We start from the raw sequence: 25,182 nt of genomic DNA on the forward strand, positions 1-25,182 counted from the left end.
CGACACGGTAAACCTTGACGTCGGTGTCAAGGTCAAGGGGTCAGAACAGGCGCCAGCGCAACACGTTGGGGTAGGCCAGCTCCACCCCCGGCGTCTCCGCGATCGCCTGCTCGGCCACGGCCGGGGCGAACTCGATGCGCAGCACCGCCTCCAGGTCCGCCCGCCGCTCGAACACCATGCGCAGGTCGAGCTCCTGCCGCTGCCAGCCGTGCCGCGTCCAGAACGCCTCCACCTCCCGCGCCGAGTACGCCGGAACCGTGCGCGAGAACCAGCGGCCGAACGCGCCGCGGCCCGCGTCGAGGTCGATGACGAAGGCCGCGCCGCCGCGCCGCACCACCCGGGACAGCTCGCGCAGCCCCGGCTCGCAGCCCGGGCCGAAGAAGTACGCCCACCGCGCGATGGCCACGTCCACCGACATGTCCGGCAGCGGCAGGTCCTGCGCGGTGGCGGCGCGCACCTCCACGCCGGGCAGCCCGGCGCAGCGGCGGCGGGCCAGCGTCACCAGGTCGCCGTGCGGCTCGACCCCGACGACCCGGGCCGCCGTGGCCGACAGGCCGGGCAGGTGGTAGCCGGTGCCGCAGCCGATGTCGAGCACGGTCGCGCCGTCCCACGGCCGGATCGCCCGCATGGCCGCCTCGGCGGCGCCGTCGGGGTCCACGGCGCGGTTCTCCAGCTCGTACAGCTGCGGGGTGTTCCAGATGTTGGGGCTGGGAATGGCTCCTTTTGCGATCCGGGGCATGACCCAACCGTAGGGGGCGCGCACCAGAATCCCGTCACCGGCTTAGGCTGGCAACGTGGCTGACGTCATCCGCGTGCCCAATGCGAAGATCGCATTGTCCACCGCCTCGGTATATCCGGAACGCACTCCTGACGCGTTCGAGCTCGCCGCGCGCCTGGGCTACGACGGTGTCGAGATCATGGTCGGCGCCGACCCCGTGAGCCAGGACATCGACGTGATCGAGCGGCTGTCGGACCACTACCACGTGCCCGTGCTGGCCATCCACGCCCCGTGTCTGCTGGTCACGCAGCGCGTGTGGGGGCGCGACCCGTGGGCCAAGCTGGTCAGGGCCCGGCAGGCGGCCGAGCGGCTCGGCGCGTCGGCGGTCGTGGTGCATCCACCGTTCCGCTGGCAGCGCGAGTACGCCCGCGACTTCGAGACCGGGCTCGCCCGCATGCGCGACGAGACCGACGTGGTCTTCGCGGTGGAGAACATGTTCCCGCTGCGCGCCAGGAACAACGACGTCGTCCCGTACTCCCCCGACTGGAACCCGATCGACTACGACTTCCCGCACGTCACCCTGGACCTGTCGCACACGGCCGTGTCGGGCTCCGACGCGATGGAGATGGCCACCAAGCTCGGCGACCGCCTGGCGCACCTGCACCTGGCCGACGGCCTGGGCGTGACGAACAAGGACGAGCACCTGGTGCCGGGGCGCGGCAGCCAGCCGTGCGCGCCGATCCTGGAGCGTCTGGCGGGCAACGGCTACACCGGGCTGGTGGTGCTGGAGATCAACACGCGCAAGGCGTCCAGCCGCACGGAGCGGATCGACGACCTCGCCGAGGCGCTGGCGTTCGCCCGCCTCCACCTCGCGGCCTCGGCATGACGGTCAAGAGGGGCCCCGGCCGCAGGCCGGGCTCGGCCGACACCCGGGGCGAGATCCTGGCGGCGGCCCGGCGGGTGTTCGCCGAGAAGGGGTTCGACAAGGCGACCGTGCGCGGCATCGCCCGTGAGGCGCAGGTCGACCCCGCGCTGGTGCACCACTACTTCGACACCAAGGAGGGCATGTTCGCGGCGGCGATGCGGCTGCCGCTGACGCCCGAGCAGGTGGTGCCGGCGCTGCTCGAAGGCCCTCGCGAGGAGCTCGGGGAGCGGCTGGTCCGGCTGATCCTCGCCGTGACCGCCACACCGGAGACCCGCGAGCCGCTGATCGCGCTCATCCGCTCGGCGATGACGCACGAGCACGCGGTGACGATGTTCCGGGAGTTCGTCACGAACGCGCTGCTGTTCAGGGTGGCCGACACGCTGGGGGTTCCGCACCTGCGGATCGAGGCGGCGTTCGCGCAGATGTTCGGCGTGCTGATGGCCCGTTACGTGCTCAAGCTGGAGCCGATGGCCGGGGCCGATCCGGAGGAGCTGGTGGAGCTGCTGGCGCCGACGATCCAGGGCTACTTCACGGCGTAGAGCATTGTTCTGTAACGGCCCGTGGCCGTAGGGTGGGTCGCGTTACCCCAGAAATGTTACCGATGGGTAGGATTCTGGGGGCAGCCTGGTCGTCGCGTGCTCGACCGGCACTCGTACGCTGGCAGCCAACGTCGTCTGTGGGAGGACCCGTGCTCTGGGTAGCCATCATCGGACTCGTCATGACCGTCCTGGCGGTGGCCGTGGCGGGCCGTCGGGCGCTGTTCCTCTACAAGCTCGCCACCGTGGGCCCCCCCGCCCTCGAACGCGTCGAGTACGCCAAGGCGCACGCGGGCGAGGAGGTCAAGGCGCAGCTCGTCGAGGTGTTCGGCCAGAAGAAGCTGCTGAAGTGGACGCCGTCCGGCGTCGCGCACTTCTTCGTGATGTGGGCGTTCTTCATCCTGCTGACCGTCTACATCGAGGCGTACGGCGCGATCGTGCAGGGCGCGATCACCGGCCGCCCCGACTTCCACATCCCGCTCGTCGGCCAGTGGCCGGTGCTCGGGTTCCTGCAGGACTTCATCGCCGTCGCGTGTCTCCTGGGCCTGGTGGCGTTCGCCGTCATCCGGATCAAGAACTCGCCCAAGACGCTGGGACGCGGCTCGCGCTTCTCCGGCTCGCACCTGAGCGGGGCGTGGCTCGTCCTGTTCATGATCTTCAACATCATCTGGACGCTGTTCCTGGCCCGCGGCGCGTCGGCGGCCAACGGCAACTTCCCCTACTCCTCGGGCGCGTTCGTCTCGCTGGGCCTGGGGAACGTGCTGCCGGACAGCGCGCTGCTGGAGGAGATCGCGCTGCTCCTGCACATCGGCTTCATGCTGGTGTTCCTGGTGATCGTGGTCAACTCCAAGCACCTGCACATCTTCACCGCGCCGCTCAACGTGCTGTTCTCCCGCCGCCCCGACGGCCTGGGCGGCGCGCCGGAGTTGCGCGTGGACGGCAAGCCGGTGGACTTCGAGGACGAGGACCTCGACCCCGAACGGCTGGGCCGCGGCAAGATCGGCGACACCACGTGGAAGGGCTTCCTCGACTTCTACTCCTGCACCGAGTGCGGGCGCTGCCAGTCGCAGTGCCCGGCGTGGAACACCGACAAGCCGCTGTCGCCGAAGATGCTCATCCTGGACCAGCGTGACCACGCCTTCAAGGTGGCCCCGTACCTGCTGGCCGGGGCCTCCACCGAGCACGCCGACACCGACGTGCTCGCGCTGCTGGACAAGCCGCTGGTCGGCGAGGACGGCGTCATCCACCCCGACGTGCTGTGGTCGTGCACCAACTGCGGCGCCTGCGTCGAGCAGTGCCCGGTGGACATCGAGCACATCGACCACATCCTCGACATGCGCCGCTACCAGGTGATGGTGGAGTCGTCGTTCCCGTCCGAGGCGGGCGTGATGGTCAAGAACCTGGAGAACAAGGGCAACCCCTGGGGCATGTCCGAGATGAAGCGGGCCGACTGGATCGGGGAGCTCGACTTCGAGGTCGAGGTCGTCGACGAGAAGATGCCCGAGGACGCCGAGTACCTGTTCTGGGTGGGCTGCGCCGGAGCCCTGGAGGACCGGGCCAAGAAGACCACCAAGGCGGTCGCGGAGCTGCTGCACATCGCGGGCGTCAAGTTCGCCGTGCTCGGCCCCATGGAGGCGTGCAGCGGCGACCCGGCCCGGCGCCTCGGCATGGAGTACCTGTTCAACATGCTGGCCCAGCAGAACATCGAGACGCTCAACGAGGCCGGCGTCAAGAAGATCGTCGCCACCTGCCCGCACTGCTTCAACACCCTGGCCAACGAGTACCCCCAGCTCGGCGGCACGTACGAGGTCGTGCACCACACGCAGCTGCTGGCCAAGCTCGTGGACGAGGGCAAGCTGACCCCGATCACCCCGATCGAGGAGAAGATCACCTACCACGACCCGTGCTTCCTCGGCCGCCACAACAAGGTCTACTCCCAGCCCCGCGACATCATGTCCAAGGTGCCCGGCGTGCAGACCCAGGAGATGCACCGCCACAAGGACCGCGGCTTCTGCTGCGGCGCCGGCGGCGCGCGCATGTGGATGGAGGAGCGCATCGGCAAGCGCATCAACACCGAGCGCGTGGACGAGGCGCTGACCACGAATCCCGACACCGTCTCCACCGCGTGCCCGTTCTGCATGGTGATGCTCGGTGACGCCATCAACGAGAAGAAGAACAACGGTGAGGCCAAGGAGTCGCTGGAGGTCGTGGACGTTGCCCAGCTCTTGATCAAATCCGTGAAAACCCCTACCTGACACCGAAAAGTCGGACTCCTCCACAGGTAATGTGGAGGAGTTCCGCATGTCAGAGGACACCCTCGGAAGAAATCCGCCATCCACATAACGGGAAAATCACGGTAACCTCAACGTCGCATGGCTTCATTCGACGGGGAGGGGGCTCGCGATGCGCGTCGTGGTCACAGACGCGGAAGTCACGCTCGCCGATGTGCTCTCCCTCCGCCTGGCCATGGAGGAGTCCCTGAGCGACGGCACGGAGCTCGTCCTCAGGCACCGGACGACGGGGGTCGAACGTGAGGTCCTGCTCGGCACGCCGGGGGCGCGCGCCGGGGAGGCCACCCTGGCGGTCTCGCTGGCGCCGCTCATGCTGACGGCCGGGCGCTGGGACGCCTACCTGCGGCGCGACGGCAAGCGCGTGCGGCTGCGCAGCGTCGATCCGGGGTTCTCGCTGGACCACCTCGACACGTACGCGCTGTGCAAACGGACCCTCGCCTACCGCTCCTACCGGACGCGCAACGGCTACCTCGCGCTGAAGATCGCCGACGCCGAGCCGATCGCGGAGGTGCGCTCGATCTGGTTCAGGGAGGGCCGCTTCGAGGTGATGGGCCTGCTGGCCTTCACCGGGCTGGAGGACGACGACGCCCGTCACGAGGCCAGGCTCGCCCTCCAGCGCAGGCAGTCCGGCGATCAGATGCGGCGCACCTGGGCGACCGTGCAGGGCGTGCGCTTCCACGCCGCGTTCTCCCTGGTGGACGTGCTCGCGGCCGACCCCGACGGGGCCGGCACCTGGGAGCCCTCGCTGGAGGTCGAGGGCGTGGCCACACCGCTGAAGCTCGGCTCGCGGCTCGACGACGTCGACGGCAAACGCCGCCGCCTGCACTACCCGTCGACCCGGATCGACGGGGTCCCCATCCGCCCCTGCTACACCGCCGACGACGAGCTGCGGATCGAGGTGGGCGGGTGAGGATCACCCTGCTGGTCTCCTCCGCGTACGGCATGCGTGGCGACGTGCGCTCCACCCTCAACCTCGCCACCGCGCTGTCCGAACGCCACGACGTCGAGGTGATCAGCGTCAGGAGGCACAAGGACCGGCCGTTCTTCCCCGTCGGGCCGGACGTGGTCATGCGCTCGGTGATCGACGCCAGGCCGGGCAGCAGGCGTCTCCTGCCGCGCGGGCAGGTGCGCGCGGAGGTGGCGCTCTGGCGGCTGCTGCGCAGCCTCAAGTCCGACGTACTGATCACGACGCGGCCGGCGCTCGGCGTCCAGGCCGCCCGGCACGCCCCGCGCGACCTGCTCAAGATCGCCCGCGAGTGGGGGCGACCTGCTGTTCCCGGACCGGTCAAGCGGTTCTACCCCCGGCTGCACGCGGTCGCCACCGCCACCGACGCGGCCGGCGAGGAGTGGACCCGGCTGCTCGAAGGGCCTCCCGCCGTCCACACCGTCCCCGACGCGCTGCCGGCCGGCCCGTGGCCGCGCTCGCGCATGGACAACCGCATCGTCGCCGCCGGCGGGCGGTGGGTGCCGGTCAAGGGGTACGACCGGCTGATCAGGGCGTTCGCCACCGTGGCCGACAAGCGGCCGGACTGGCGGCTGCGGCTGTACGGCGGCGGCCCCGAGGAACGGCGGCTGCGCGAGCTGGTGCGCGACCTCGATCTGCACAACCACGTCTACTTCATGGGCGTCACCCCCGACCTCGCGGGGGAGTTCGCCAAGGCGTCGATCGTGGCCAACACCTCCCGCAACGGTGACCTCGGGATGACCGTGCTGGAGGCCATGGGCTGCGGGGTGCCCGTGGTGGCCGTCGAGGGCTCGCGAGGGCCGATGGAGTTCGTGGCGACCGGCTACAACGGGGTGCTGGTGCCGGAGGACGACGGCGACGCCGGGCTGGAGATGTTCGCGGCCGCGCTGCTCGCCCTCATCGACGACGAGCGCAGGCGCCGGTCGCTGGCCGCCGGCGCGCTCGACACCGCCCTGCGCCACTCGGCCGCCGAGGTGGCCGTGCAGTGGGAGAAGTTGATCGCGGACCTCAGATGACCGACAGGGATACGGATATCGTGGTGACCATGCACGGCTACACCGGTGACAAGCAGGCATATCTGACGCGGCTCAGGCGCATCGAGGGACAGATCAGGGGCCTGCAGCGGATGGTCGACGACGACGCGTACTGCATCGACGTGCTCACGCAGGTGTCGGCGGCGACCCGGGCGCTCCAGGCGGTGGCGCTGGGGCTGCTGGAGGACCATCTCGCCCACTGCGTGGCCGACGCGATCAACAGCGGCGGTCCCGAGGCCGAGGCGAAGGTCAAGGAGGCGTCGGCGGCGATCGCGCGACTCGTCCGTTCGTAGGAGCTCGTAGGAGGGTGGCCGGCACGACTGACTAGTCATGTCGTGGGAGGTGAGCCACCCCCCGCACCACCGTCCCGGACCCCTCAGGAGTCCGGGACCATGTCATGGTGATCGTTCGTCAATGACTCGCTGAAGTCCGCAATCCGAGCGCGTCGTCGAGCTCGTCCAAGGTCAGCCGCCGCTCGCTGATGGCAACAGCGGTAAGTACCTCGGCGTAGAGCGCAATCTCGTCCAACGCGACACGGTCGTGGACCCGAGAGTCCAGGTCGTCGTGCCCCACCGCGTCGTCCTTCCTTCCGCAGCCCACACCCTCTACGAGGTTACGGCCGGGGGCCTGCGGGCGACATGGCCCATCGGAGTCATTCCTTTGCGCGCCGCCGGGGCCCCACGAGGGTCATTTCCCCAATCAGAGATCACAATTCAGCGGATGGCTGGTGCTTGGCGTCTTAGAACGATATAGGCGAGGTAAGTGAGAAATAACGGTATTAGTGGGTTTAGGAGGGAAGATCATCGCGTTCGTGGACGATCCTGCGCACCAGCGCGGCCTGTCCGGCGAACCCGCGCTCCGGCACCCTTGCCCCCGACACGGCCTGCCACGCCAGCCCCGCCGCGTACGCCGCCCCCAGCACGGCCGCCGCGGTGGCCCGGTCGGGCGGCTCGATCTCGAAGCCCGACGTGACGCGCTGGCGCGGCATCCGTGACAGCACCCGCCGCGCCACCGCCGCCGCCAGCCGCCCGGAGCGCGTCCCCTCTCCGCCGCTCGTCACGGGGTCGCTCCGATCACCCGCTCCCGCCCCACCGGTCCTGCGCGCGTCCTGCCCACCGGTCCTGTGCGGGGCCTGCGCGCCGGTCCTGGACGCGTCCTCCCCGCCGGTACGACGGAGGCCGCCTGACTGGCTGAGGCCGTCGGACTGGCTGAGGCCGCCAGGCCGGCTGAAGTGGCCCGAGCCGGTGCCCGCCGGCCCGCCCGGCGTCCACGCGCCGGTTTCGTCGGCGGGGCTCCACGCGCCGGTGGGGTCCCCGGCTTCGTCCGGTCCGTCCCGCCTCCCGCCGGGGCCGCCCGGGGACCAGGCTCCCGTGGTGTCCAGCGGGTGCGGCGGGGCCCAGGCGCCCGTGGGGGTGCCCAGGGCGCCGGGAGGGCCCGGGAGCGGCTGGGAGGGGCCCAGGACCGCGAAGCCGTCCGGATGCGTCGTCTCCGCCGCCGACGTGCCCGTGAGCCCCGCGCGGGCCAGCTCCTCGTACGCGTGCCGCAGCCGATGGTCCAGCCGCCCCGGCAGCAGCCCCCGGGAGTCGGACAGGTCGGCCAGCAGCGTGGCGGCCGCGCGGGCCGGGTCGCGGGTGAAGGACAGCGCCTCCATCAGGTCGTACACCGTGTGCGCGAAGTGCGCCTCCGGGTCCGTCTCCGGCAGGATCGCCCGCGCCAGCCGGGCCGGGCAGCGGTCGAGCCACGCCAGCCGTACCGACTCGTCGGAGCGCAGCGCGGCGCGGTCGTCGAGGCCGGGCCGTGACAGCGCCGGCTCCACCATCGTGAGCAGCGCCAGCGCGCGCGGCCGGAAGCGCGTGTCGGACAGCAGGATCTGCGCCGTGTCGGCCATGATCGCCGTCAGCCGGAGCGCCTCGCGCGAGCGGCCCCCCCGCAGCCGCTCGGCCACGAGCCGGACCAGGTCCAGCAGCGGCGGCGCGGGCAGCCAGCGCACCCACTCGTCGCCGGGCAGGGGCCGGCGCAGGTACTCGCCGAAGACGGTCAGCAGCCGCTCGTTGCCGTCGAAGGCCGGCGCGTACGCGCACCACATCACCGTGCCCCAGACGGCCGCGACCGTGCTCGGCACGTCACCGGCGAGGATCTCGTCGAACGCCGTCAGCGGGAAGTCCTTCTCCGACCGGCGCCCGGCCGCCCGTACGAGCACCCGGACCTGCTCCGTGAGATGGTCGGGCACGTCCGGTCCGACGAACGCCTGCGTGGAGCCGGGCTCGGCGGCGAAGTCCGGCCCGCGGGGGATCACCCGGGCGGGCAGCACCGCGGCGGCGTGCTCGGCCGGCCGCACCCGCGCTCCCCGCGGCGGCGGGGCCGGGTGCCAGCGGCCGTCGGCCGGGTCGTGCAGGTGCCACCGCGCATGCGCCCCGAACAACCACCGGTCGCCGTCGGGTGTCACCAGCGTCCGCGAGGCGATCGCCTCGGCGCGCACGGGTACGGGAAGGTCCTGCCAGCGGGGGTCCGCGACCATCGCGCGGACGTCCGCTTCCGTGGCGGCGAACGCATCCCAGGGGCGCACGGCGGCCATCGTACTTGCCGTCCGGGGATCATCGACCGCCCATACACGGCAGAATGTCCCACTATGAGGTTGAAGAGGACTGTGATAGTGCTGGTGGCGATGGGACTCGCGGGATGCGGGACGACCACTGCGGCGCAGCCCTCCCCGACCGGCCCCGGCGTGCTCGACGTGGCCAGGGCCTCCCCGCCCGCACCCGGAGGCGAGGTGGGCGGTGCGTCCACCGAGTTCGCCGCGGCGACCGACCTGGCCGCCTGGGTCAAGCTGAGCGACACCGAGAAGGACGTCGACCGCATCGCCAAGCTCGACGTGAACACCACGGTGAAGGGCTCGCTTTACCTGGAGCCCAAGACCTCGACGTGGTTCGACGGCTTCCGTGGTCCGTTCGTGTACCAGGAGCTGGCCGGCGACATCGTCATGCACGCCCGGGTCAAGGTCGAGGGCAAGAAGGGCGCCAAGCCGAAGCGGAAGTTCTCGCTCGGCGGGCTGATGGCCCGGGTGCCCGGCACGTACGACAAGCCGACCTGGATGTCGGTGACCACGGGCACCGCCGAGAAGAGCGGCCAGGTCGAGGCGAAGTACACGCTGAACGGCGGATCCAAGCCGCTGGAGGTCCCCGTCAAGGCGGGCTGGGTCGATCTCGTCCTAGCCAGGGCCGGCCGGCTCGCCGCGGCGTTGTACCGGGAGGAGGGCGGCGCCTGGAAGGTCGCCCGCCGCTGGCCGTCGGAGCTGCCCGAGGTGCTCCAGTGGGGCGTCACCGCGTACACCGACTGGGACAGCTACGCGGCGCTCAAGAAGGACGCGGCGCAGGGCAACGCCAAGCAGATCAAGGGCCTGCCCGACCTGAAGCTGACCGTCGACTTCGTCCACTTCCTGCGCCCCGAGCTGCCGGAGTACGCCGACCCGCTCAACACCGCGTCGGTGTCGGACGCGGCGCTGATCAAGACGTTGACGCCTGCCGGTGCCTGACCGCCTTGGCCATGTAGTTGTCGGGTGTGCGGGCGAAGGAGGCACGGTCGTCGTCGGTGAGCTCGCGGACCACGCGGCCCGGGACTCCCGCGACGAGCACGCCGGCCGGGATGCGCTTGCCCGGGCCGATCACGGCGCCGGCCGCGACCAGAGTGCCGGCGCCGATGCGGGCGCCGCCGAGCACGATCGCGCCGATGCCGACGAGCGCGCCGCTCTCCACGTGGGCGCCGTGGACCATGGCCTTGTGGCCCAGGCTCACGCGCGGCTCCAGGATCGCCGGCTGGCCCGCGTCGGCGTGCAGGCAGCACAGGTCCTGGACGTTGCACTCCTCGGCGATCTCGATCCGCTCGTCGTCCCCGCGCAGGACCGAGCCGTACCAGATGCTGGACGCGCGTCCCACGCGCACCCGTCCGACCACGACGGCGCCAGGCGCTATGTACGCCTCGGGGTGAATGTCGGGGACGGCCCCGCCGTCCAGCGCTGCGATGTACACCCGGCCCATCGTAATTCCCGCTCCACGTCAGGCGTTCCGCTTGCGGACGTGGGCAGATGGCAGGAGAGTCGTTTCCTGACGTCTCGCTGCCAGACCCTCACAACCCGCAGTTTTCCCCCGGCTCACGCAAACCTTTAGGTAACCCCCATGACAAACCAGCACGAGAGCATTCCCGATCTGATGCAAGAGGACACCTTCGAGGTCGTGATGCGCGGCTACAACCGCCGTCAGGTCCACGACTACATGACGCGCACCCGCAACCAGATACGGGATCTCGAGGAACGGCTGGCCAGGGCGATCGAGCAGGCCGAGCAGGGCCGCGTCGAGCTGGCCGAGGCCAGGCGGCGCATGGTCGAGGCGCCGCAGAGCTACGAGGATCTCAGCCCCCGGCTCGCGCAGATCCTCAAGCTGGGCGAGGAGGAGGCCGCCGCCAAGCGGGCCGACGCCGAGACCGAGTCCGCCCAGCTGCGCGAGCAGGCCGCGGAGGAGGCCGAGCGGCTCGTGTCGTCGGCCCGCGCGACCGCCGACGAGATCCTGACCTCCGCCCAGGCCGAGGCGGAGCGGCGGGTGGCCGACGCCACGGCGGCGGCCGAGGGCATGCTGGCGCAGGCCGGCTCCGACGCCGAGGAGCAGCTCACCACCGCCCGCACGGAGGCCGACGAGACCCTGCGGTCCGCGCGGGCCGAGGCCGAGCGGCTGGTCACGGGCGCCGAGCAGGAGGCGGCCCGGCTGCTGGAGTCGGCGAGCGCCGAGGCCGACCGGACCCTGGCCGCCGCCCGCGGCGAGGCGGAGTCGACGCTCGCGGACGCCAACCGGCGCGCGGCCGCGCTGGACGAGCACGCGGGCCGGCGCGTCGAGTACCTCACCAACACGCACTCCGAGGTCGTGCGCCGGCTCAGCGAGATCGGCTCGGTGCTGGGGGACCTGATGCGGACCGAGAACGCGGCCGGACCGCTGGTGGTGGAGCAGGCGGGCCCGCCGCGCGAGCCGGCCCCGGCGCCGGAGGAGCCGCGCGAGCGGGCGCAGGGCGAGCCTGCGCCGGTCGGGCAGGGGCCGGTCGAGCAGGAGCCGGTCGGGCAGGGGCGGGTGGGGCTGGCGCTGGTCGGGCCGGCACCGGTCGAGCAGGTGCCGGCTCAGCAGGAGCCGGAGGCGGTCGGTCCGCTGCTCGGCGCCCCGCAGGAGCCCGTGGACCAGGACGACGTACGCGTCATCGTGGAGGATGACGAGCCGCGACCGGGAACACCGAACGCACCCCTGGTCTCCGACGACACCGACGTGAACCTGGGCCGTCTGTCCGACCTGCGTAAGTAGGCCGGACGCCGGGAAGCCAGGCGCGGCCCTGAGGTCGTGGCCATGGAGAGCGGAAGCCTCCGCCCCCGATCGGGTCGGAGGCTTCCGCGCACATGGCCCCGTTGGTGGCCCGGTGCCGGGGCCGCCGAGACGCTGGACCCGGCACCGGGCTGCTCGTGCGCGCCCCCCGGCCGGTGTGCGGCCGGGGCGCGCGTCAGGAGGGCGCGGGCCCGGCGCGCCGCCCCGGGTCCCCGGCCGCGCCCTGCGGATCACCGGCCCTGATCTCCTGCTCCCGGATCCGCTCGCGCAGGTCGTCCGGGTCGTCCGCGTCGATGGTCATCGCGCATCCGGCGTCGCGCTGCGCGTCGCTGAGTGGCTGGTGGCGTGTCGCCCACCAGCGGCCCGCGTCGCTCCGCCAGATGGTCCACTGGGAGAACTCCCGGGCGATGTCGGCGAGGTGCCGGTCAAAGGACATGCGCGTCATCCCTCCGGGGCCTCCTGCGAGGTTCCATCTCCTTGAAGGGTGCGCGTGTTCTCTAGAGAAGTAAATGATCGCAAAGGACAGGTCAACCTATCGCTTGACAACCTTGCTTGACCTAGGCGTCGAAGTCGTACTGGAGTACGTAGGCGGCGGAGTCCAGGACCATCTCGTTGTACTCGACCGGCACGCCGCTCGACGTGTACGCCGTGCGGGCGATCACGATCACGGGTGTGCCGCCCGGCAGGCCCAGCAGCTCGCTCTCCCTCGGCGCGGGCATGCGGGCCCGGATCTCCTCGGTGAAGTGCGCCGGCGCGAGCCCGAGGTCGCGCAGCCTGGCGTAGACGCCGCCCGCCCCGGTGTCGGGCAGTGTGATGGCGCTGCCCTCGACCGCCCGTGCGGGGAAGTACGAGGTGGCGAGCTGCACCGGCCGCCCGTCGACCGAGTAGCGCCGCCGCCTGATCCACGCCTGGCGGCTGTCCAGCACCTCGGCCACGTCCTCGGGGGCCTCCTCGCTGAGCACCTCCACCTCGTCCACGGTGAACGGCCGGCCGCGCACGTCGGCGTCCCAGATGGAGTGCCCCTCACCCCACTGGTCACGCGCCAGGCGGCGCGAGCCGTGCCTGCGTATCGGCTTGAACAGGCGCACATAGACCCCCGACCCTCGTTTGGGGACGGCCAGACCTTCGTTGATGAGGACGGCCAGCGCCTGCCTCGCGGTGGCACGGGCGATCGAGTAGTCGGCCATCAGCGCGTTCTCGCCCGGTAGCCGGTCCCCGTCTCTCAGCTCGCCGGCGAGGATCCGGGAGCGGAGGCCGTCGGCGATACGGCGGTAGATGGGGAGATCATGGGGTACCGGGGATTCAGACACGTTTGATACCACCCTCTGTCACCAACCGGGTTTGGCGTCTCCAGAGAACTTGCCCCGTCTTGTCCACGATCGCACAGATACGCAGGATGGTCGCGTGCTTCTTTTGAGCGGATCGTGCCCATGTGGCGAGCCGAAACCGGTTTCCGCCGCCCTTTATCGGGGAACCGTGCGCGTCGTTATCCGGGTGGCCCACCAGCGGCGAGTAACCAGCGCGGCCAGCACGGCGCCCGTGGTGTTGACGAGAACGTCGTCGATCGACGAGTAGCGGCCGAGCCGAAGGACGTGCTGGAGAGCCTCGACCGTGACCGAGGCGGCGGCGCCGGCGGCGGCCACCCGCGCCGTGGAGGCGAAGCGCGGGCTGCGCACGGGCAGCAGGCCGCCCAGCGCGGCGAAGACCAGCAGATTGCCTCCGACCTGCGTCAACACCGCGCCCGGCGGCGCGCTGGCGAGAGTGACGAGGTCGGTGAACGGGACGAGACTGACACCTTCCTGACCGGTGGCCGGGGTGAGGATCATCCACAGCCAGGGAAGCGTGCCGGCCAGGATGCCGACGTCGGCCAGGGCGGTGCGGGCGGGCGCGGGGTGCCCGGCGCGGGCGCGGCGCCGGGCCAGGAGGTACGTCAGGGCCGCTGCCAGCGGAAGCGCCAGAACCGCAGCGATGATGATATTTCCCCACAGCTCCCAGGTTTGCCCCATCGGCACATCATGATGGCCGGACCGGGGGTACGAGAACCTGTCCTCCAGGACAGCCCCGCACGGCGTCAGGAGACGGGCAGATGGGTGCCGAGGAAGTCGAGGGCGATGCGCCACGCGCGCTCGGCCGCCTCCGGGTGGTGGAACATCGGCGACTCGCTGTTGTGGAAGGCGTGCCCCGCCTCCTCGTCCACGTACACCCGCACATTCGGCCGCCCCTGCGCCGCCTCCTCGACCTTCGCCACCTGCTCGCGCGGGATGTACGGGTCGCTACCGCCGAAGACCAGCAGCAGCGGCGAGGAGATCCGCTCCATCAGCCCGGTCGCCTCCGGCACGGCGGAGCCGTAGAAGGACAGGACGGCGTCGAGCTCCGCCTGCGTGGCGAGCATGAAGTCCACCGACCCGCCCAGGCAGAACCCGAGCGCCCCGAGCCCGCCCGTCACCTCGGGCAGCCCGCGCAGGTGGACGAGCGTCAGCGCGCAGTCGGCCACGCCCTGCGGCAGGTCGAAGCCGGAGGCCAGCTCGATCGACGCCGCGGTCCCCTCGGGGGTGTGCTCGCCGACCCAGCCGGGCCGCAGGCGCCAGAACAGGTCGGGCGCCGCCACCACGTAACCGCGCCCGGCCAGCTCCTCGGCGACCTTGGCGATGTACGGGCCGACGCCGTAGATCTCCTGGACCAGGAGGATCCCCGGCCCGCTGCCGCCGTCGGGAAGCCAGACGTGGACGTCGAATGAGCCGTCGTGGGCGGTCACCTGGTCGATGCGCTTGTCCATGCTCCCAGGATGGCGCATCCCGGACGAGAGCCGCGTGAAATGACCGCTGCCGTGCGGCCGCCGGCGGTGCGAAGCTGGCAGATGGCAGTCGACGCGGACAGGACGGTGCGGCATGCAGGACGAATGGTCGGACGCGGTGGACACCCGGTCGGACGCGGCGGACACTCGGTCGGACGCGGCGGACACCTGGTCGGACGCGGTGGACATCCGGGCGCAGGCGGCCGGGCGGCTGGCCGAGGCCGCGCGCTCGGGCAAGCCGTGCCCGCCGGTCAGGGATCTCATCGGCACGGTGGGCGACGCCTTCGCCGTCCAGGAGATCGGCACCCGGCGGGCGCTGGGGGAGGGCCGGCGGCTCGTCGGACGGAAGGCGGGGCTGACCAACGCGCTCGTGCGGGAGCGGTTCGGCGCTCGCGAGTGCTCCCACGGCGCCCTCTTCGCCGACATGGCCCTCCCCGAGGGGGTGCCGGTGCCGGTGGGGCGGTTCCTCCAGCCGATGGCGGAGGCCGAGGTCGCCCTGGTGCTGGGCCGTGACCTGGTGGGCGGGCCGTTCACGGTGGCGGAGGTGATCCGGGCGGTGGACTTCGCGCTGCCCGCGATCGAGATCGCCGACTCGCGCGTGGCCGGCTGGGACATCACGCCGGTCGACACGATCGCGGACAACGCCTCCGGTGGCGCGTTCGTGCTGGGCGGCGCCCCAGTGCCGCTGGCCGGGCTCGACCTGCGGACGGCGGCGATGACGATGACCCGGGCGGGCACGCAGGTGTCGGCCGGCTCGGGCGCGGACTGCCTGGGCCACCCGCTCAACGCGGCCACCTGGGTCGCCGGGGCGCTGGGCCGTACCGACCGGCCGCTGCGCGCGGGCGACGTCGTGCTGACCGGCGCGCTGGGGCAGATGGTCCCGGTGGCGCCCGGCGACGTGTTCGAGGCGTGGATCGAGGATCTGGGGTCCGTGTGCGCGGTGTTCGCCGCGTGAGAGCGGCCGCGGCGGCGGTGGTGCTGCTGCTGGTGGCCGGGTGCGGTGCCTCGCCGGCCATGCAGGTGCGGCACGACCCCGTGGTCAAGGTGGGCGCGATCGTCTCCCGGACCGGTGTGTACGCGAAGCTGGGCGAGGACATGGAGACCGCCATGCGCCTCTACCTGGACGCCCATGACGGCATGCTGGGCGGCCGGCCGGCCCGGCTGCTGGTCGCCGACGACTCGGGCAGTCCCGACCAGGCGCGGCAGCAGGCCCGGCGGCTGGTGTCGGGCGAGGGCGTGAGCGTGGTGACCGGCCTGGTCGCCTCCCCGGTGGCGGTCGAGGTGGTGCGCGAGGTGGCGGGCACCCCGGTGGTGATCGCCAACGCGGGCGCGGACGAGCTGGACGGCCCCGGGGTGTTCCGGGTGTCGTTCACCAACCGGGAGCAGGGCGAGGCGGCCGGCAGGTACGCGGCCCGCAGCCACGGCCGGGTGCGGGTCGTGGCGATGGCGTCCGACTACTCGGGGGGCGTCCAGACCCTCGACGGCTTCGCCGAGGGCTACGGGGCCGAGCCGCTCAAGCGCGTGCTCACGCCGTTCGGCGGGGCCACCGACCTCGGGCCGTACCTGGAGAAGATCCCGGCGGACGCCCAGCTGCTGTACGCGTTCTACGCCGGGGCCGAGGCGGTCTCGTTCGCCAGGACGTACAAGCAGCTCGGCTACGACCGGAAGGTGGAGCTGCTGGCCTGCCAGCAGCTCACCGACGAGGACGTGGCGGCGGCCGTCGGCGCCGACGCCGAGGGCACGACCAGCGTGGGCCTCTACTCACCGGCGCTGGCCAACCCGGCCAACACCGCGTTCGTGGCCCGGTGGCGGGCGGCGACCCGGCGTGACCCCTCGACGGTGGCCGTGCAGGGCTGGGACGCCATGCGGCTGATCGACCTGGCCGTGTCGGAGGGCGGGGCGGACAGCGGCGACCTGACGCGGGCGCTCGGCCGGGTGCGGGAGGTGGACAGCCCGCGGGGCACGTTCCGGCTCGATCCGGTGACGCACAGCCCGGTGCAGACGTGGTACGCCCTGCGGTACGAGAACGGGGTCAACCGGGTCATCGCCACCATCCCGCCCACGGGCTGACGGGGGGATCGCTCGCCCGAGGGGGCGAGGCCGGTTCCCTCGTGAGAGGGAGCCGGAAGATCGCCGGTCTCGGCGATCCGGTGGGAGCGGATGATCGACAGGATGGAGCCATCCAGGAAAACCCCTTCCGAGCTGGAGACACGCCATCATGAACCGCACCCGCCTGGCCGCCGCCGCACTCGCCGTAGCCGCCCTCACGACCGTCGCCGCCGGCCCGGCCGCACTCGCCGCCGCCCCCACCGCGGTGACGGCCACGGCCGCGGGGGTGCCGCCGATCAACGCGGCGGCGCTCAAGGCGAGCATCGCCGGCCTCCCCGCGGCCGACGCCACCGCCGCCGAGGTCCGCATCGGCGGCTCCCGGGGCTCCTGGAAGGGCGTCACCGGCGTGACCGACCTGCGCACCAAGCGGCCCGCCCGCGAGGGGGCGCGGTTCCGCGCCGGGAGCGTCACGAAGATCTTCACCACCGCGGTCGTCCTCCAGCTCGTCGCCGAGGGGAAGCTCTCGCTCGACGGCACCGTCCAGGAGTACCTGCCCGGCCTCCTTCCGGCGGGCTACCCGGCGATCAGCGTCGGAGAGCTCCTGAACCACACCAGCGGGCTGCCCTCGCCGAAGGTCCCGGGCGGCCTGGAGTGGGTCTACGAGACCCGATTCCAGCAGTGGACCCCGGAGGAGTACGTCGCCGAGGCCGTGGAGAACCCGATCGAGTTCACCCCCGGCACCCGGCAGCACTACCTGAACACCAACACGTTCGTCGCCGGCATGCTCATCGAGAAGGTCACGGGCCGCTCGTACGAGCACGAGGTCACCACGAGAATCCTGCGCCCGGTCGGCATGCGCGACAGCTACCTGCCCGGCGACTCGGTCAAGATCAAGGGCCGGCACAACCACGGCTACCAGGTGGTGCCCAAGGGCTTCCCCGACTCCTTCGCGTACGGCGACGCGTACGTGGTGGACATGACGGCAATGAGCGTCACCTCCACGTGGGCCTCGGGCGACCTCATCTCCACGACCGCCGACCTGGAGAAGTTCGTCAGGGCGCTGTTCTCCGGCAAGGTCGTGCCCGCGGCGCAGCTGAAGCCGATGTTCACGGTCCCCGACGTCAAGCTGTACGGCACGGACAAGCCCGCCGTCTACACCTCCGGCCTGTCACGGATCGAGCTGCCGGGCGGCATCGTGGCCTTCGGCAAGACCGGCGCGCGGTACGGCTCGTCCGCCGGCGTGGGCGCCACCCGCGACCTGAGCCGCACCCTGGTCTACTCGGTCAACTCCACCGACGCCAAGGCGCAGGGCCAGAACGAGCGCACGCTGGCCGTCGCGCTGGCCGCCTTCGCCCAGTAGTCACGGCCGGGGACGGGCCTCGCCGCTATGCCCGCTCGTCCAGGGCCTTGATGGCCCGCTTGGTGGCGATGGCCCGGTAGCTCTCCTCGACCCAGTCGAGGAGGACCTCGGTCTCGGGCAGCTCGGCCGTGAACGGGACCGTCACCCAGCCGGCCTTGCCCAGCCCGTAGCCGCTGGGCCTGGCGCCCTCGACGGTCAGCGCATGGCCGTGCGCCTCCGACAGCAGCTTCACCCCGAAGGTCGGCGCCCACTTCTCGGTCGCCTCGTCCAGGCCGAGGAAGAGGAAGACCTTCTTGCCGACCTTGACGACGGTCTCGCCCCACGGGTGGTCCTCGCGGGTCTCGGGCAGGCCGAGCGCGAAGTCCCGCAGCTCGTCGCGCACCCGGGACCACGCAGCCGTGTCGTTCATGTCGTCCTCCTCCTGAAGTCGGCCAGCTTGGCGTCGATGGCGTCGCGGATCCGGTCGCGTGCCTCGGCCCGGGGGACGCCCGTCATCAGCAGCGTGTCGTAGTCGGTGTCGAGGTGGCGGATCGACGCGACCACGGCGAGCGTGATCGCGTTCGCGTCGAGTGCCCTGGCCGCCGCCGTGCGGCCCACCCGCCCGCTGCCGCGCAGGGCGGCGTGCCCGGCGATCTCCTCGGCCCGCTCGGCGGGGCAGCCCGGGAACAGGGTTCGGATCTCGGCCGCCATCCGGGCCCGGAAGTCGTCGTCCTGCTCGGCCCGGCGCTCCCTGTCGCGCTCGCGGCGGCGCAGCCGGGCCTCCTCGTCGGCCAGGCAGCGCTCCTCGGCCAGCGTCAGCGCCCGCTCCTCCACCAGCAGGCCCCTGCGCTGGTAGACCTTGCGCCGGCGGTTGTACTCGACGACCACGGCGGCCAGGCCGCTCTCCTGCTTGGCCCGCCGGCTGAGCGCCGCGTCACCCGACGGCAGGAACACCAGATGGTCCATGTCCGCGCAGGTCAGGCAGTGCGGCCGGTCGTCCTCCATGATCAGGTACGGTCCCGTGTCGCCGCACGAGGCGCACGTCCACGCTTGCTGCGGCACGACGACCGTCAGGTCGGGCGCCTTGCTCTGGCGCTCGGCGAACCGCCGCACCCGGGCCTCGCTCAGCTCCGGCGACACCCAGTGGACGCGGAACGCCTCCTGCGGATGGTCGCCGGCCGTGAACCGCAGCTCGCGCCGGTCACGGCTGCCGGACACGTACGACGCCTCCACCGGGCGCAGCCCCTGCCCCTCGGCCCAGTCGCGCAGCAGCGCGGCGGCGGCGAGCAGCCGGTCGTCGTCGACCGCCGCCAGCTCGGCCAGCGTGGCGGCCCGGCCCTGCCGCCAGGTGTCGACGTGCCGCGAGTGCAGCCACCGCAGTCCGGTGACCACGTCCACGAACGTCACGTACTTCCGGTTGGTCAGGGCGATCCCGGCCGCCTCGGCGACCCGGCGGGACAGGTTGGGCTTGCTCACGCACCCAGTGTGCCGCCTCTTTGACCTCCGATCGGCTTTGCTTGGGTCGATCCCGGCAAGGAAGCAGGCGGATCCGGCGCGCCGGGTCAGGCAGCTCCGGAGACTCCTCGCGCCTCCGGTAATTCCGGCATTCCGGAGGGGATCGTGCGCCTGTTCTGGCCGGCCGTTCTCATGCTCGCCACGTCCTGCGGAGTCGCCGACGGCGGGCTGCCGGTGGTGACCGGCGCGTTCGGGACCGAGCCGGCCGTCGCCGTCCCGGACGGCGCGCCGGGGCGCCTGCCGCGCGTGGCCGTGCTCTCCGCCGGGCAGGGCCGCCGCACGCTCCCCGGCGACGTGGTGCTCGCGGACGTGTCCGTACGCCTGTGGTCGGACGGCAGCCGGCAGGCCGGCACGTACGAGGCCCGGCAGCCCGTCTCGGTCGTCTTCGACGGCCGCACGGTTCCCAGGACCTGGCACGAGGCGCTCATGGACCGGCCGGCCGGCAGCCGCGTCGTGCTCGTCAGCCATGCGGCCGAGGCCGCCGGGCCGGGCGTGCCGCTCGACGGCGTCGATCCGGAGGCGGTGGTGGTCGTGGTCTTCGACGTCCTCGGCGGCTACCCGCCGGACGCGCGCCGGGTGGGCCGGCCGCTGCCGACCGTGCCCGCCGGCCTGCCGCTGGACAGGGCCAGCACGCTCATCGACGGCTCCGGCCCGGAGATCCAGGAGGGGGCGAGGGTGGTGGTGCAGTACCTGGCGATGCGGGTGCCCGAGCGCCGGATCGTCGACTCGTCCTTCCGGCGCGGCGGGCCGAGCGCCGTCACGCTCGCGCCCGGGTCGGCGCCCGCCGCCTGGCTGGCCGGGCTGGTGGGCGTGCACGTGGGCGCCCGCATGGCCGTGCCCGTGCCCGTGCCCGTGCCCGAGCACGAGCCCGAGTCCGGAGCCGGCGGGGCGGACGGCGGCCGGACCGTGTACGTCATCGACGTCATCGACGCCCTCCAGCCGCTCTGACCCGTACCGGTGACGGGGACGAAGGGCGGCGGCCCGGTGTCCAAGAGGACGCCGGGCCGCCGGGAGGGGGGAAGGAGATGGCTTTGGATCAGCCGCAGTGCTCGAACTCGCTCGTGTAGGTGGCCGTGCCCACCGAGCCGCCCCACTTGACGCACTTGTCCGCGGCCGCGGCCTGGACGGGGCCCGCGTAGTAGTCGAAGTTGCCGGAGTCGGTCTTGCGCGCCGCGCCCTTGACCTCAAGGAAGGCGCTGGTCGCGCTGGCCTTGCCGAGCGAGGTCTTCTTGATCGTGGCGACGCAGTTCTTGCCGGCCGAGCTGCTGTACATCAGGTAGACCGTGCCGCTGGTGCCGAGCGCCTGGGAGTCGATGGTCTTGTAGCCGGTGCCGCAGACCTCCTCGGCCGTGTGCGGGTTGGTGGCCCCGCCGCCGCCGGTGCCGCCGGTCACGTAGCTCATGTACTTCGTCCAGTTCCAGTGCGAGCCCGGGTCGGTGTGGTCCGCGCCGGGCACCTCGTTGTGGCCCAGGATGTGGGTGCGGTCCTTCGGGATGTTGTACCGGTTGGCTATGGCGCGCGTCAGCGCGGCCGAGGCGCGGTACATCTGGTCGGTGAACCACGAGGCGTTGTTGATGTAGCCCTCGTGCTCGATGCCGACCGAGCGCCGGTTGTAGTTGCCGGCGTGGAAGGCCCGGTTCTTCTCGCGCACCATCTGGGTGATCTGACCGTCGGAGGAGCGGATCACGTAGTGGGCGGAGGTGGGTCTCGGGCGGGGACCGGTCTGGAACCAGGAGATCGTGCCCGCGTACGAGCCCTGCGTCACGTGGATGACGATGCGATCGATCTTGTCGCTGGTCGGCCGGTTGGAGACGGCGTAGTTGCTGCTGTGCGCCGCCTTCCAGATGGCGCCCGGGTAGTCGACGGCCGCGGCGAGGGTGCGCGGGGCGTCGTCGGCGTACTTGCCGAGGTCCGGCGTCACCTGGACCGGCTGGGTCTGCACGCCCTCCGCGTCGACGCCGGAGGCGAGGGCCTCGTAGACGGCGTCGGCGTAGATGCGCGCCGTGGTGTCGTCGGCCAGGTTGCCGTACGCGGCCACCGCGCCGTACCACTTGGCGGGGTTCTTGCGGGCGGTGGCGTCCAGCCCGAGCGCGTCGGCCTTGGCGCGCAGCACGGCGGCGCCGCCCAGGATGTTGGACGCGTCGTCGGTCTTCAGCTTGGCGACGGGGATGGAGGTGAGCTTGGCCGCCTCCTCCAGAGCCTTGTTCTCCGGGTTGCTGACCAGGTGCATCACGCCGTAGCCGCCGCTGGCGCTCGGCTCGCCGTCGTGGCCGTCGAGGTGGGTCTCGGCGTAGCCCAGGGCGACCAGCAGGTCCCTGGGTATCTCGTAGGTGCCGGCGGCCTTGGTGAAGGCATCGCCGAGGGGAGTGGCCGCGGCGGAGGCGGTCGAGTTGGTCGCGGTGGCGGCGTAGGCCACCTGCTGGCCGGACAGGGCGATGAGTCCGGCGATCACAAGAGTTGTAGTCTTCATCATCCGCAATGCTCAGAGGGATTGTTGTGGGTGGTGCTTCCGGCCTGGCCGCCCCACTTGACGCACTTGGCGGCGGCCGTCACGGGGTACGCGAAGTCGCCGGAGTCGGTTCGCCGGGGGGCGCCCGCGACCTGCAGGCTGACCGCGCGGCTGTTCAGGTAGGCGTAGAAGGTGGCGTGGCCGTCACCGTGGTCGATCGTGACCAGATCGCCGAAGCCGTTGGCCGGGCCCCGGTGCGTGGAGACCGCAACCGTGCCGACGCTGCTTCCGCTGGAGTCACCCATCCAGCTCCGGCCGCACGGGACGGCAGCCGGAATCCCGGTGCCGTGCCCAGGCTGACTGAGCGCGTGAAACCCGTGATCAGCGCTCCGTTGGGCCTCATGGGGTGATCCTTTCTGGTGGGATCTCTGAGACAAGGGTCGGCATATGGCGCACAAGAAACGTCCAGACCCGGTACAAAGAGCTGTCACGCCTCCATAAGGAGCAGATGCGGTCATGACGGTCACTTTTCACGTGCTAGGACCGCTGGAGCTCCGGACATCGGGTCTGCCGGTCCGGATCTCCGGCAAGAAGCCACGCCTGCTGCTGGCCACGTTGTTGCTGGAAGCGGGCGGGGTCGTCGGCGCCGACCAGCTGGTCGAGGTGCTCTGGCCGGAGCGGCCGCCCCGCTCCGCGCAGGCCAACCTGCGCACCTACGTCAGCTCTCTGCGGACCGACTTGGGCGAGGCCGGCGGATGCCTGCGGGGCAACGGCTCCGGCTACGCCATCGACGTGCCGCACGACGCGCTGGACCTCCTGGTCTTCGAGGAGCTGGTGGGCCAGGCCCGCTACGAGGAGGCACTGTCCCTGTGGCGCGGCGCCCCGCTCGCCGACCTGCCGGGCAGCCCGCTCTGGGACCGCCGCCTCGACCCCCTCCACGAGCTGCGGCTGCGCGCCGCCGAAGAGCTGATCAGCCGGAGGATGGACCAGGGTGACCACACCGGCGCGGTCACCGAGCTGCGCGGCCTGCTCGCCGAGCACCCGTACCGGGAGGATCTGTGGGGGCGATTACTGCTCGCCCTGCACCGGGGCGGCAGGAAGGCCGAGGCGCTGCGCGCCTACGCCACGGTGCGGCAGCTTCTCGTCGACGAGCTCGGCGTCGAGCCCGGCACCGGTCTGCGGTCCGCGTACGAGGCGATCCTCGCCGACGCGCCGCCGCCCGCCGCGCCCCGCCAGCTCCCGCCCGACGTCCCCGACTTCACTGGTCGGGCCGACGCCCTCGCCGCGCTGGCCGAGCCGTTCCAGGTCGCCGTGGTCTCCGGGCCGCCCGGAGCGGGCAAGACCGCGCTGGCCGTGCACGCCGCGCACACCCTGCGCGAGGGTTTCCCCGCCGGGCAGCTCTACCTCGCCCTCGACGGCCGGGAGCCGGCCGACCTCCTCGCCGAGGCGCTGCGGGCGCTCGGCACCGACACGCCCCCGCCCACGCTGCACGAGCGCTCCGCGCTCTTCCGCTCGCTGCTCGCCGACCGGCCCATGCTCGTCCTGCTGGACGACGCCCTCGACGCCTCACAGGTACGGCCGCTGCTGCCGGGCAACGACTCCACGGTCATCGTCACCAGCAGGCGGCGCATCACCGAGCTGCCCGGCACCCGGCACGTGGACCTCGGCGAACTGTCGGCCGACGAGGCGCTCCAGCTCCTCGCCCGGATCGTCGGCGGCGACCGGGTGGCCCGCGAGCAGGAAGACGCCCGCGCCATCGTCGAGGCGTGCGGCCGGCTGCCCCTGGCCGTGCGCAGCGCCGGCGCCAGGCTCGCCGGCCGGCCCGGCTGGTCCCTCGCCGTGCTGCGGCAGCGACTGGAGGACGACCGGCTCAACGAGCTCCAGGAAGTCCGTGTCCGTCTCGACCGCAGCTACCGCGACCTGCCCGACGAGGCCGCGCGCACGCTCGGCACGTTCGGCCGGCTCGGGGCTCTCGCGCAGCCCGGCTGGGTGGTCGACGCGGCGCTCGACCGGCATCGCGCCGACGATGTGACCGATCTCCTCGTCGACGTGAACCTGCTGGAGCTCGTCGGCACCGACCCCGTCGGCCAGCCGCGCTACCGCGTGCCCGACCTCATCCGCCGCCACGCCCTCGAACGGACCCCCGACCGCGACGCCCTGGCCCGCGTGCTCGCCGCCTGGACCGCGACCACCGAGCACGCCATGGCCCGGCTGCCCACCACCGTCTTCAGCCTCATCGCGCCCAGGACCCCGCGCTGGCGCCTGCCCGAGCAGACCCTGAACCGGCTGACGTCCAACCCGCTGGGCTGGTTCGAGGCCGAGCACGACTCGCTCGTCGCCGCCGTCGGCGTGGCCGCCGAGGCCGGGCTCGCCGAGTCGGCGTGGGGGCTGGCCGCCGCCATGGTCCCGTACCTGGACCTGCACTGCCGGCTCGACACGTGGCAGCGCACCCACGGTGTCGCCCTGGAGGCCGCCCGCGCCAACGGCGACACGTACGGCGAGGCCGCCATGCTGCGCGGGCTCGCCCAGGTCGCCCTCTACCAGGACCGCTACGAGGAGGCGGTCGACGGGTTCGTCCGCTCCCGGCAGCTCTTCCACGAGGTCGGCGACGTGCGGGCCGAGGCCACCACGATCTGCGGGCTCGGCGCGGTCAGCCAGTTCCGCGGCCTGCCGGCGCAGTCGCTCGGCCACTTCAAGCGCGCTCTGGCCATGTTCCTGGCCGCCGGCGACCCCCAGGGGGAGGCGCTCGCCCGGCAGGCCATCGGCCGGGTCTGCCTCAAGTCCGGCGACCTGACCCAGGCGTCCGAGTCGCTGAACCAGGCCATGCGGCTGGCCCAGGAGCTGGGCGACTCCCACCGCGAGGGCTGCGTGTGCCTCCAGATGGGGCAGCTGCACGAGGCGGTGTCCTTCCACCACCACGCGCTGGACATCTTCGAGTCGCTCGGCGACCGGCACTGCGGGGCGTACGCGCTGCAGAGCCTGGCCCGGCTCCAGGTGCGCCGCGGCGAGCTCACCCCCGCCTCGGCCGGCCTCGAACGCTCCCTCGGGGTGTTTCAGGAGCTGGGCGACCGCAGCGGCGAGGCGTCGACCACGCAGCTCCTGGGCGAGCTGCACCGCACGGCCGGTCGTACGGGGCTGGCGCTCGACTACCTCAAGCACGCCAGCGACCTGCGCCGTCGGCTGCCCGTCTAGCCGTACCGTGTCTGGACGCCGA

The 25,182-nt window shown here is 72.2% G+C and carries 25 protein-coding genes; 13 read left to right on the forward strand and 12 right to left on the reverse strand.

Annotated features, from left to right (window positions below):
- Nucleotides 1-40: 40 nt before the first annotated feature.
- Entirely contained in the window at nucleotides 41-739 is a 699-nt protein-coding gene (locus AB0H64_RS11300) for a class I SAM-dependent methyltransferase (RefSeq protein ID WP_357622792.1), read from the reverse strand.
- 55 nt (nucleotides 740-794) lie between these two features.
- Here AB0H64_RS11300 and AB0H64_RS11305 point away from each other — a divergent pair, with 55 nt between their 5' ends.
- From AB0H64_RS11305 to AB0H64_RS11330, 6 genes are all read left to right on the forward strand, one after another.
- Nucleotides 795-1,604, forward strand: a complete 810-nt coding sequence (locus AB0H64_RS11305) for a sugar phosphate isomerase/epimerase (protein ID WP_310708071.1) — start codon at nucleotides 795-797, stop codon at nucleotides 1,602-1,604.
- Nucleotides 1,601-2,182 (forward strand): TetR family transcriptional regulator, encoded by a 582-nt coding sequence (locus AB0H64_RS11310; protein WP_357622794.1) that lies wholly within the window; start codon nucleotides 1,601-1,603, stop codon nucleotides 2,180-2,182. The genes AB0H64_RS11305 and AB0H64_RS11310 overlap by 4 nt, the downstream gene beginning before the upstream one ends.
- A gap of 149 nt (nucleotides 2,183-2,331) precedes the next feature.
- Complete coding sequence (locus tag AB0H64_RS11315; RefSeq protein WP_357622796.1) at nucleotides 2,332-4,434, forward strand: (Fe-S)-binding protein; 2,103 nt, start codon at nucleotides 2,332-2,334, stop codon at nucleotides 4,432-4,434.
- A gap of 148 nt (nucleotides 4,435-4,582) precedes the next feature.
- A complete protein-coding gene (locus AB0H64_RS11320; RefSeq protein WP_357622798.1) occupies nucleotides 4,583-5,380 on the forward strand; it encodes a hypothetical protein in 798 nt (265 codons plus the stop codon).
- Nucleotides 5,377-6,450, forward strand: coding sequence for a glycosyltransferase (locus tag AB0H64_RS11325; RefSeq protein WP_357622800.1), 1,074 nt, complete (start codon nucleotides 5,377-5,379; stop codon nucleotides 6,448-6,450). Before AB0H64_RS11320 ends, AB0H64_RS11325 begins: the two co-directional genes overlap by 4 nt.
- A gap of 29 nt (nucleotides 6,451-6,479) precedes the next feature.
- On the forward strand, nucleotides 6,480-6,761 hold the full coding sequence (locus AB0H64_RS11330) for a metal-sensitive transcriptional regulator (RefSeq protein WP_310708167.1): 282 nt from the start codon (nucleotides 6,480-6,482) through the stop codon (nucleotides 6,759-6,761).
- A gap of 118 nt (nucleotides 6,762-6,879) precedes the next feature.
- On the opposite strand, the gene AB0H64_RS11335 is transcribed toward AB0H64_RS11330, so the two are convergent.
- On the reverse strand, nucleotides 6,880-7,041 hold the full coding sequence (locus AB0H64_RS11335; RefSeq protein ID WP_181019825.1) for a hypothetical protein: 162 nt from the start codon (nucleotides 7,039-7,041) through the stop codon (nucleotides 6,880-6,882).
- A 214-nt stretch (nucleotides 7,042-7,255) separates the two neighbouring features.
- Entirely contained in the window at nucleotides 7,256-9,034 is a 1,779-nt protein-coding gene (locus AB0H64_RS11340) for a hypothetical protein (RefSeq protein ID WP_357622802.1), read from the reverse strand.
- A gap of 93 nt (nucleotides 9,035-9,127) precedes the next feature.
- On the opposite strand from AB0H64_RS11340, the gene AB0H64_RS11345 reads away from it, so the two are divergent.
- Nucleotides 9,128-10,000: a hypothetical protein gene (locus AB0H64_RS11345; protein ID WP_357622804.1), complete on the forward strand. Its 873-nt coding sequence runs from the start codon at nucleotides 9,128-9,130 to the stop codon at nucleotides 9,998-10,000.
- Here the strand turns inward: AB0H64_RS11345 and AB0H64_RS11350 are convergent.
- Entirely contained in the window at nucleotides 9,972-10,493 is a 522-nt protein-coding gene (locus AB0H64_RS11350) for a gamma carbonic anhydrase family protein (RefSeq protein WP_310708078.1), read from the reverse strand. The genes AB0H64_RS11345 and AB0H64_RS11350 overlap by 29 nt on opposite strands.
- A gap of 147 nt (nucleotides 10,494-10,640) precedes the next feature.
- Between AB0H64_RS11350 and AB0H64_RS11355 the strand changes: the two genes are divergently transcribed.
- A complete protein-coding gene (locus tag AB0H64_RS11355; protein ID WP_357622806.1) occupies nucleotides 10,641-11,804 on the forward strand; it encodes a hypothetical protein in 1,164 nt (387 codons plus the stop codon).
- A gap of 193 nt (nucleotides 11,805-11,997) precedes the next feature.
- On the opposite strand, the gene AB0H64_RS11360 is transcribed toward AB0H64_RS11355, so the two are convergent.
- From AB0H64_RS11360 to AB0H64_RS11375, 4 genes are all read right to left on the reverse strand, one after another.
- Complete coding sequence (locus AB0H64_RS11360; RefSeq protein WP_357622808.1) at nucleotides 11,998-12,258, reverse strand: hypothetical protein; 261 nt, start codon at nucleotides 12,256-12,258, stop codon at nucleotides 11,998-12,000.
- Nucleotides 12,259-12,379: 121 nt separating this feature from the next.
- On the reverse strand, nucleotides 12,380-13,132 hold the full coding sequence (locus AB0H64_RS11365; RefSeq protein WP_357622810.1) for a GntR family transcriptional regulator: 753 nt from the start codon (nucleotides 13,130-13,132) through the stop codon (nucleotides 12,380-12,382).
- Between the two features lie 153 nt (nucleotides 13,133-13,285).
- Complete coding sequence (locus AB0H64_RS11370; protein ID WP_357622812.1) at nucleotides 13,286-13,828, reverse strand: VanZ family protein; 543 nt, start codon at nucleotides 13,826-13,828, stop codon at nucleotides 13,286-13,288.
- Nucleotides 13,829-13,893: 65 nt separating this feature from the next.
- Nucleotides 13,894-14,598, reverse strand: a complete 705-nt coding sequence (locus tag AB0H64_RS11375; RefSeq protein ID WP_357622814.1) for a dienelactone hydrolase family protein — start codon at nucleotides 14,596-14,598, stop codon at nucleotides 13,894-13,896.
- A 112-nt stretch (nucleotides 14,599-14,710) separates the two neighbouring features.
- Here AB0H64_RS11375 and AB0H64_RS11380 point away from each other — a divergent pair, with 112 nt between their 5' ends.
- The 3 genes from AB0H64_RS11380 to AB0H64_RS11390 all read left to right on the forward strand — a co-directional run bounded on the left by AB0H64_RS11380 (nucleotide 14,711) and on the right by AB0H64_RS11390 (nucleotide 18,025).
- Nucleotides 14,711-15,571, forward strand: coding sequence for a fumarylacetoacetate hydrolase family protein (locus AB0H64_RS11380; protein ID WP_357622816.1), 861 nt, complete (start codon nucleotides 14,711-14,713; stop codon nucleotides 15,569-15,571).
- Nucleotides 15,568-16,686, forward strand: a complete 1,119-nt coding sequence (locus AB0H64_RS11385) for an ABC transporter substrate-binding protein (protein WP_357622818.1) — start codon at nucleotides 15,568-15,570, stop codon at nucleotides 16,684-16,686. The genes AB0H64_RS11380 and AB0H64_RS11385 overlap by 4 nt, the downstream gene beginning before the upstream one ends.
- A 148-nt stretch (nucleotides 16,687-16,834) precedes the next feature.
- Nucleotides 16,835-18,025, forward strand: a complete 1,191-nt coding sequence (locus AB0H64_RS11390; RefSeq protein ID WP_357622820.1) for a serine hydrolase domain-containing protein — start codon at nucleotides 16,835-16,837, stop codon at nucleotides 18,023-18,025.
- A 25-nt stretch (nucleotides 18,026-18,050) separates the two neighbouring features.
- Here AB0H64_RS11390 and AB0H64_RS11395 read toward each other — a convergent pair whose 3' ends face one another.
- Together AB0H64_RS11395 and AB0H64_RS11400 are read right to left on the reverse strand one after the other, a co-directional pair.
- Nucleotides 18,051-18,434: an MmcQ/YjbR family DNA-binding protein gene (locus tag AB0H64_RS11395; protein WP_357622822.1), complete on the reverse strand. Its 384-nt coding sequence runs from the start codon at nucleotides 18,432-18,434 to the stop codon at nucleotides 18,051-18,053.
- Nucleotides 18,431-19,480: a DUF2293 domain-containing protein gene (locus AB0H64_RS11400; RefSeq protein WP_357622824.1), complete on the reverse strand. Its 1,050-nt coding sequence runs from the start codon at nucleotides 19,478-19,480 to the stop codon at nucleotides 18,431-18,433. Before AB0H64_RS11400 ends, AB0H64_RS11395 begins: the two co-directional genes overlap by 4 nt.
- Nucleotides 19,481-19,624: 144 nt before the next feature.
- Between AB0H64_RS11400 and AB0H64_RS11405 the strand changes: the two genes are divergently transcribed.
- Nucleotides 19,625-20,467, forward strand: a complete 843-nt coding sequence (locus AB0H64_RS11405; protein ID WP_357622826.1) for an FKBP-type peptidyl-prolyl cis-trans isomerase — start codon at nucleotides 19,625-19,627, stop codon at nucleotides 20,465-20,467.
- An 88-nt stretch (nucleotides 20,468-20,555) separates the two neighbouring features.
- Here AB0H64_RS11405 and AB0H64_RS11410 read toward each other — a convergent pair whose 3' ends face one another.
- Nucleotides 20,556-21,992, reverse strand: a complete 1,437-nt coding sequence (locus AB0H64_RS11410) for a peptidoglycan recognition family protein (RefSeq protein WP_357622828.1) — start codon at nucleotides 21,990-21,992, stop codon at nucleotides 20,556-20,558.
- Nucleotides 21,989-22,273, reverse strand: coding sequence for a hypothetical protein (locus AB0H64_RS11415; protein WP_357622830.1), 285 nt, complete (start codon nucleotides 22,271-22,273; stop codon nucleotides 21,989-21,991). Before AB0H64_RS11415 ends, AB0H64_RS11410 begins: the two co-directional genes overlap by 4 nt.
- A gap of 211 nt (nucleotides 22,274-22,484) precedes the next feature.
- Between AB0H64_RS11415 and AB0H64_RS11420 the strand changes: the two genes are divergently transcribed.
- Nucleotides 22,485-25,160, forward strand: coding sequence for a BTAD domain-containing putative transcriptional regulator (locus AB0H64_RS11420; protein WP_357622832.1), 2,676 nt, complete (start codon nucleotides 22,485-22,487; stop codon nucleotides 25,158-25,160).
- Nucleotides 25,161-25,182 lie beyond the last annotated feature (22 nt).

The organism is Nonomuraea sp. NPDC050733 (assembly GCF_040654215.1).
Lineage (GTDB): Bacteria > Actinomycetota > Actinomycetes > Streptosporangiales > Streptosporangiaceae > Nonomuraea.

Coding starts and splice junctions, on each gene's coding strand:
- AB0H64_RS11300 (WP_357622792.1), bottom strand. CDS start 739: ATGCCCCGGATCGCAAAAGGAGCCATTCCCAGCCCCAACATCTGGAAC.
- AB0H64_RS11310 (WP_357622794.1), top strand. CDS start 1,601: ATGACGGTCAAGAGGGGCCCCGGCCGCAGGCCGGGCTCGGCCGACACC.
- AB0H64_RS11320 (WP_357622798.1), top strand. CDS start 4,583: ATGCGCGTCGTGGTCACAGACGCGGAAGTCACGCTCGCCGATGTGCTC.
- AB0H64_RS11330 (WP_310708167.1), top strand. CDS start 6,480: ATGCACGGCTACACCGGTGACAAGCAGGCATATCTGACGCGGCTCAGG.
- AB0H64_RS11355 (WP_357622806.1), top strand. CDS start 10,641: ATGACAAACCAGCACGAGAGCATTCCCGATCTGATGCAAGAGGACACC.
- AB0H64_RS11360 (WP_357622808.1), bottom strand. CDS start 12,258: ATGTCCTTTGACCGGCACCTCGCCGACATCGCCCGGGAGTTCTCCCAG.
- AB0H64_RS11370 (WP_357622812.1), bottom strand. CDS start 13,828: ATGGGGCAAACCTGGGAGCTGTGGGGAAATATCATCATCGCTGCGGTT.
- AB0H64_RS11375 (WP_357622814.1), bottom strand. CDS start 14,598: ATGGACAAGCGCATCGACCAGGTGACCGCCCACGACGGCTCATTCGAC.
- AB0H64_RS11380 (WP_357622816.1), top strand. CDS start 14,711: ATGCAGGACGAATGGTCGGACGCGGTGGACACCCGGTCGGACGCGGCG.
- AB0H64_RS11390 (WP_357622820.1), top strand. CDS start 16,835: ATGAACCGCACCCGCCTGGCCGCCGCCGCACTCGCCGTAGCCGCCCTC.
- AB0H64_RS11395 (WP_357622822.1), bottom strand. CDS start 18,434: ATGAACGACACGGCTGCGTGGTCCCGGGTGCGCGACGAGCTGCGGGAC.
- AB0H64_RS11410 (WP_357622828.1), bottom strand. CDS start 21,992: ATGATGAAGACTACAACTCTTGTGATCGCCGGACTCATCGCCCTGTCC.
- AB0H64_RS11415 (WP_357622830.1), bottom strand. CDS start 22,273: ATGGGTGACTCCAGCGGAAGCAGCGTCGGCACGGTTGCGGTCTCCACG.
- AB0H64_RS11420 (WP_357622832.1), top strand. CDS start 22,485: ATGACGGTCACTTTTCACGTGCTAGGACCGCTGGAGCTCCGGACATCG.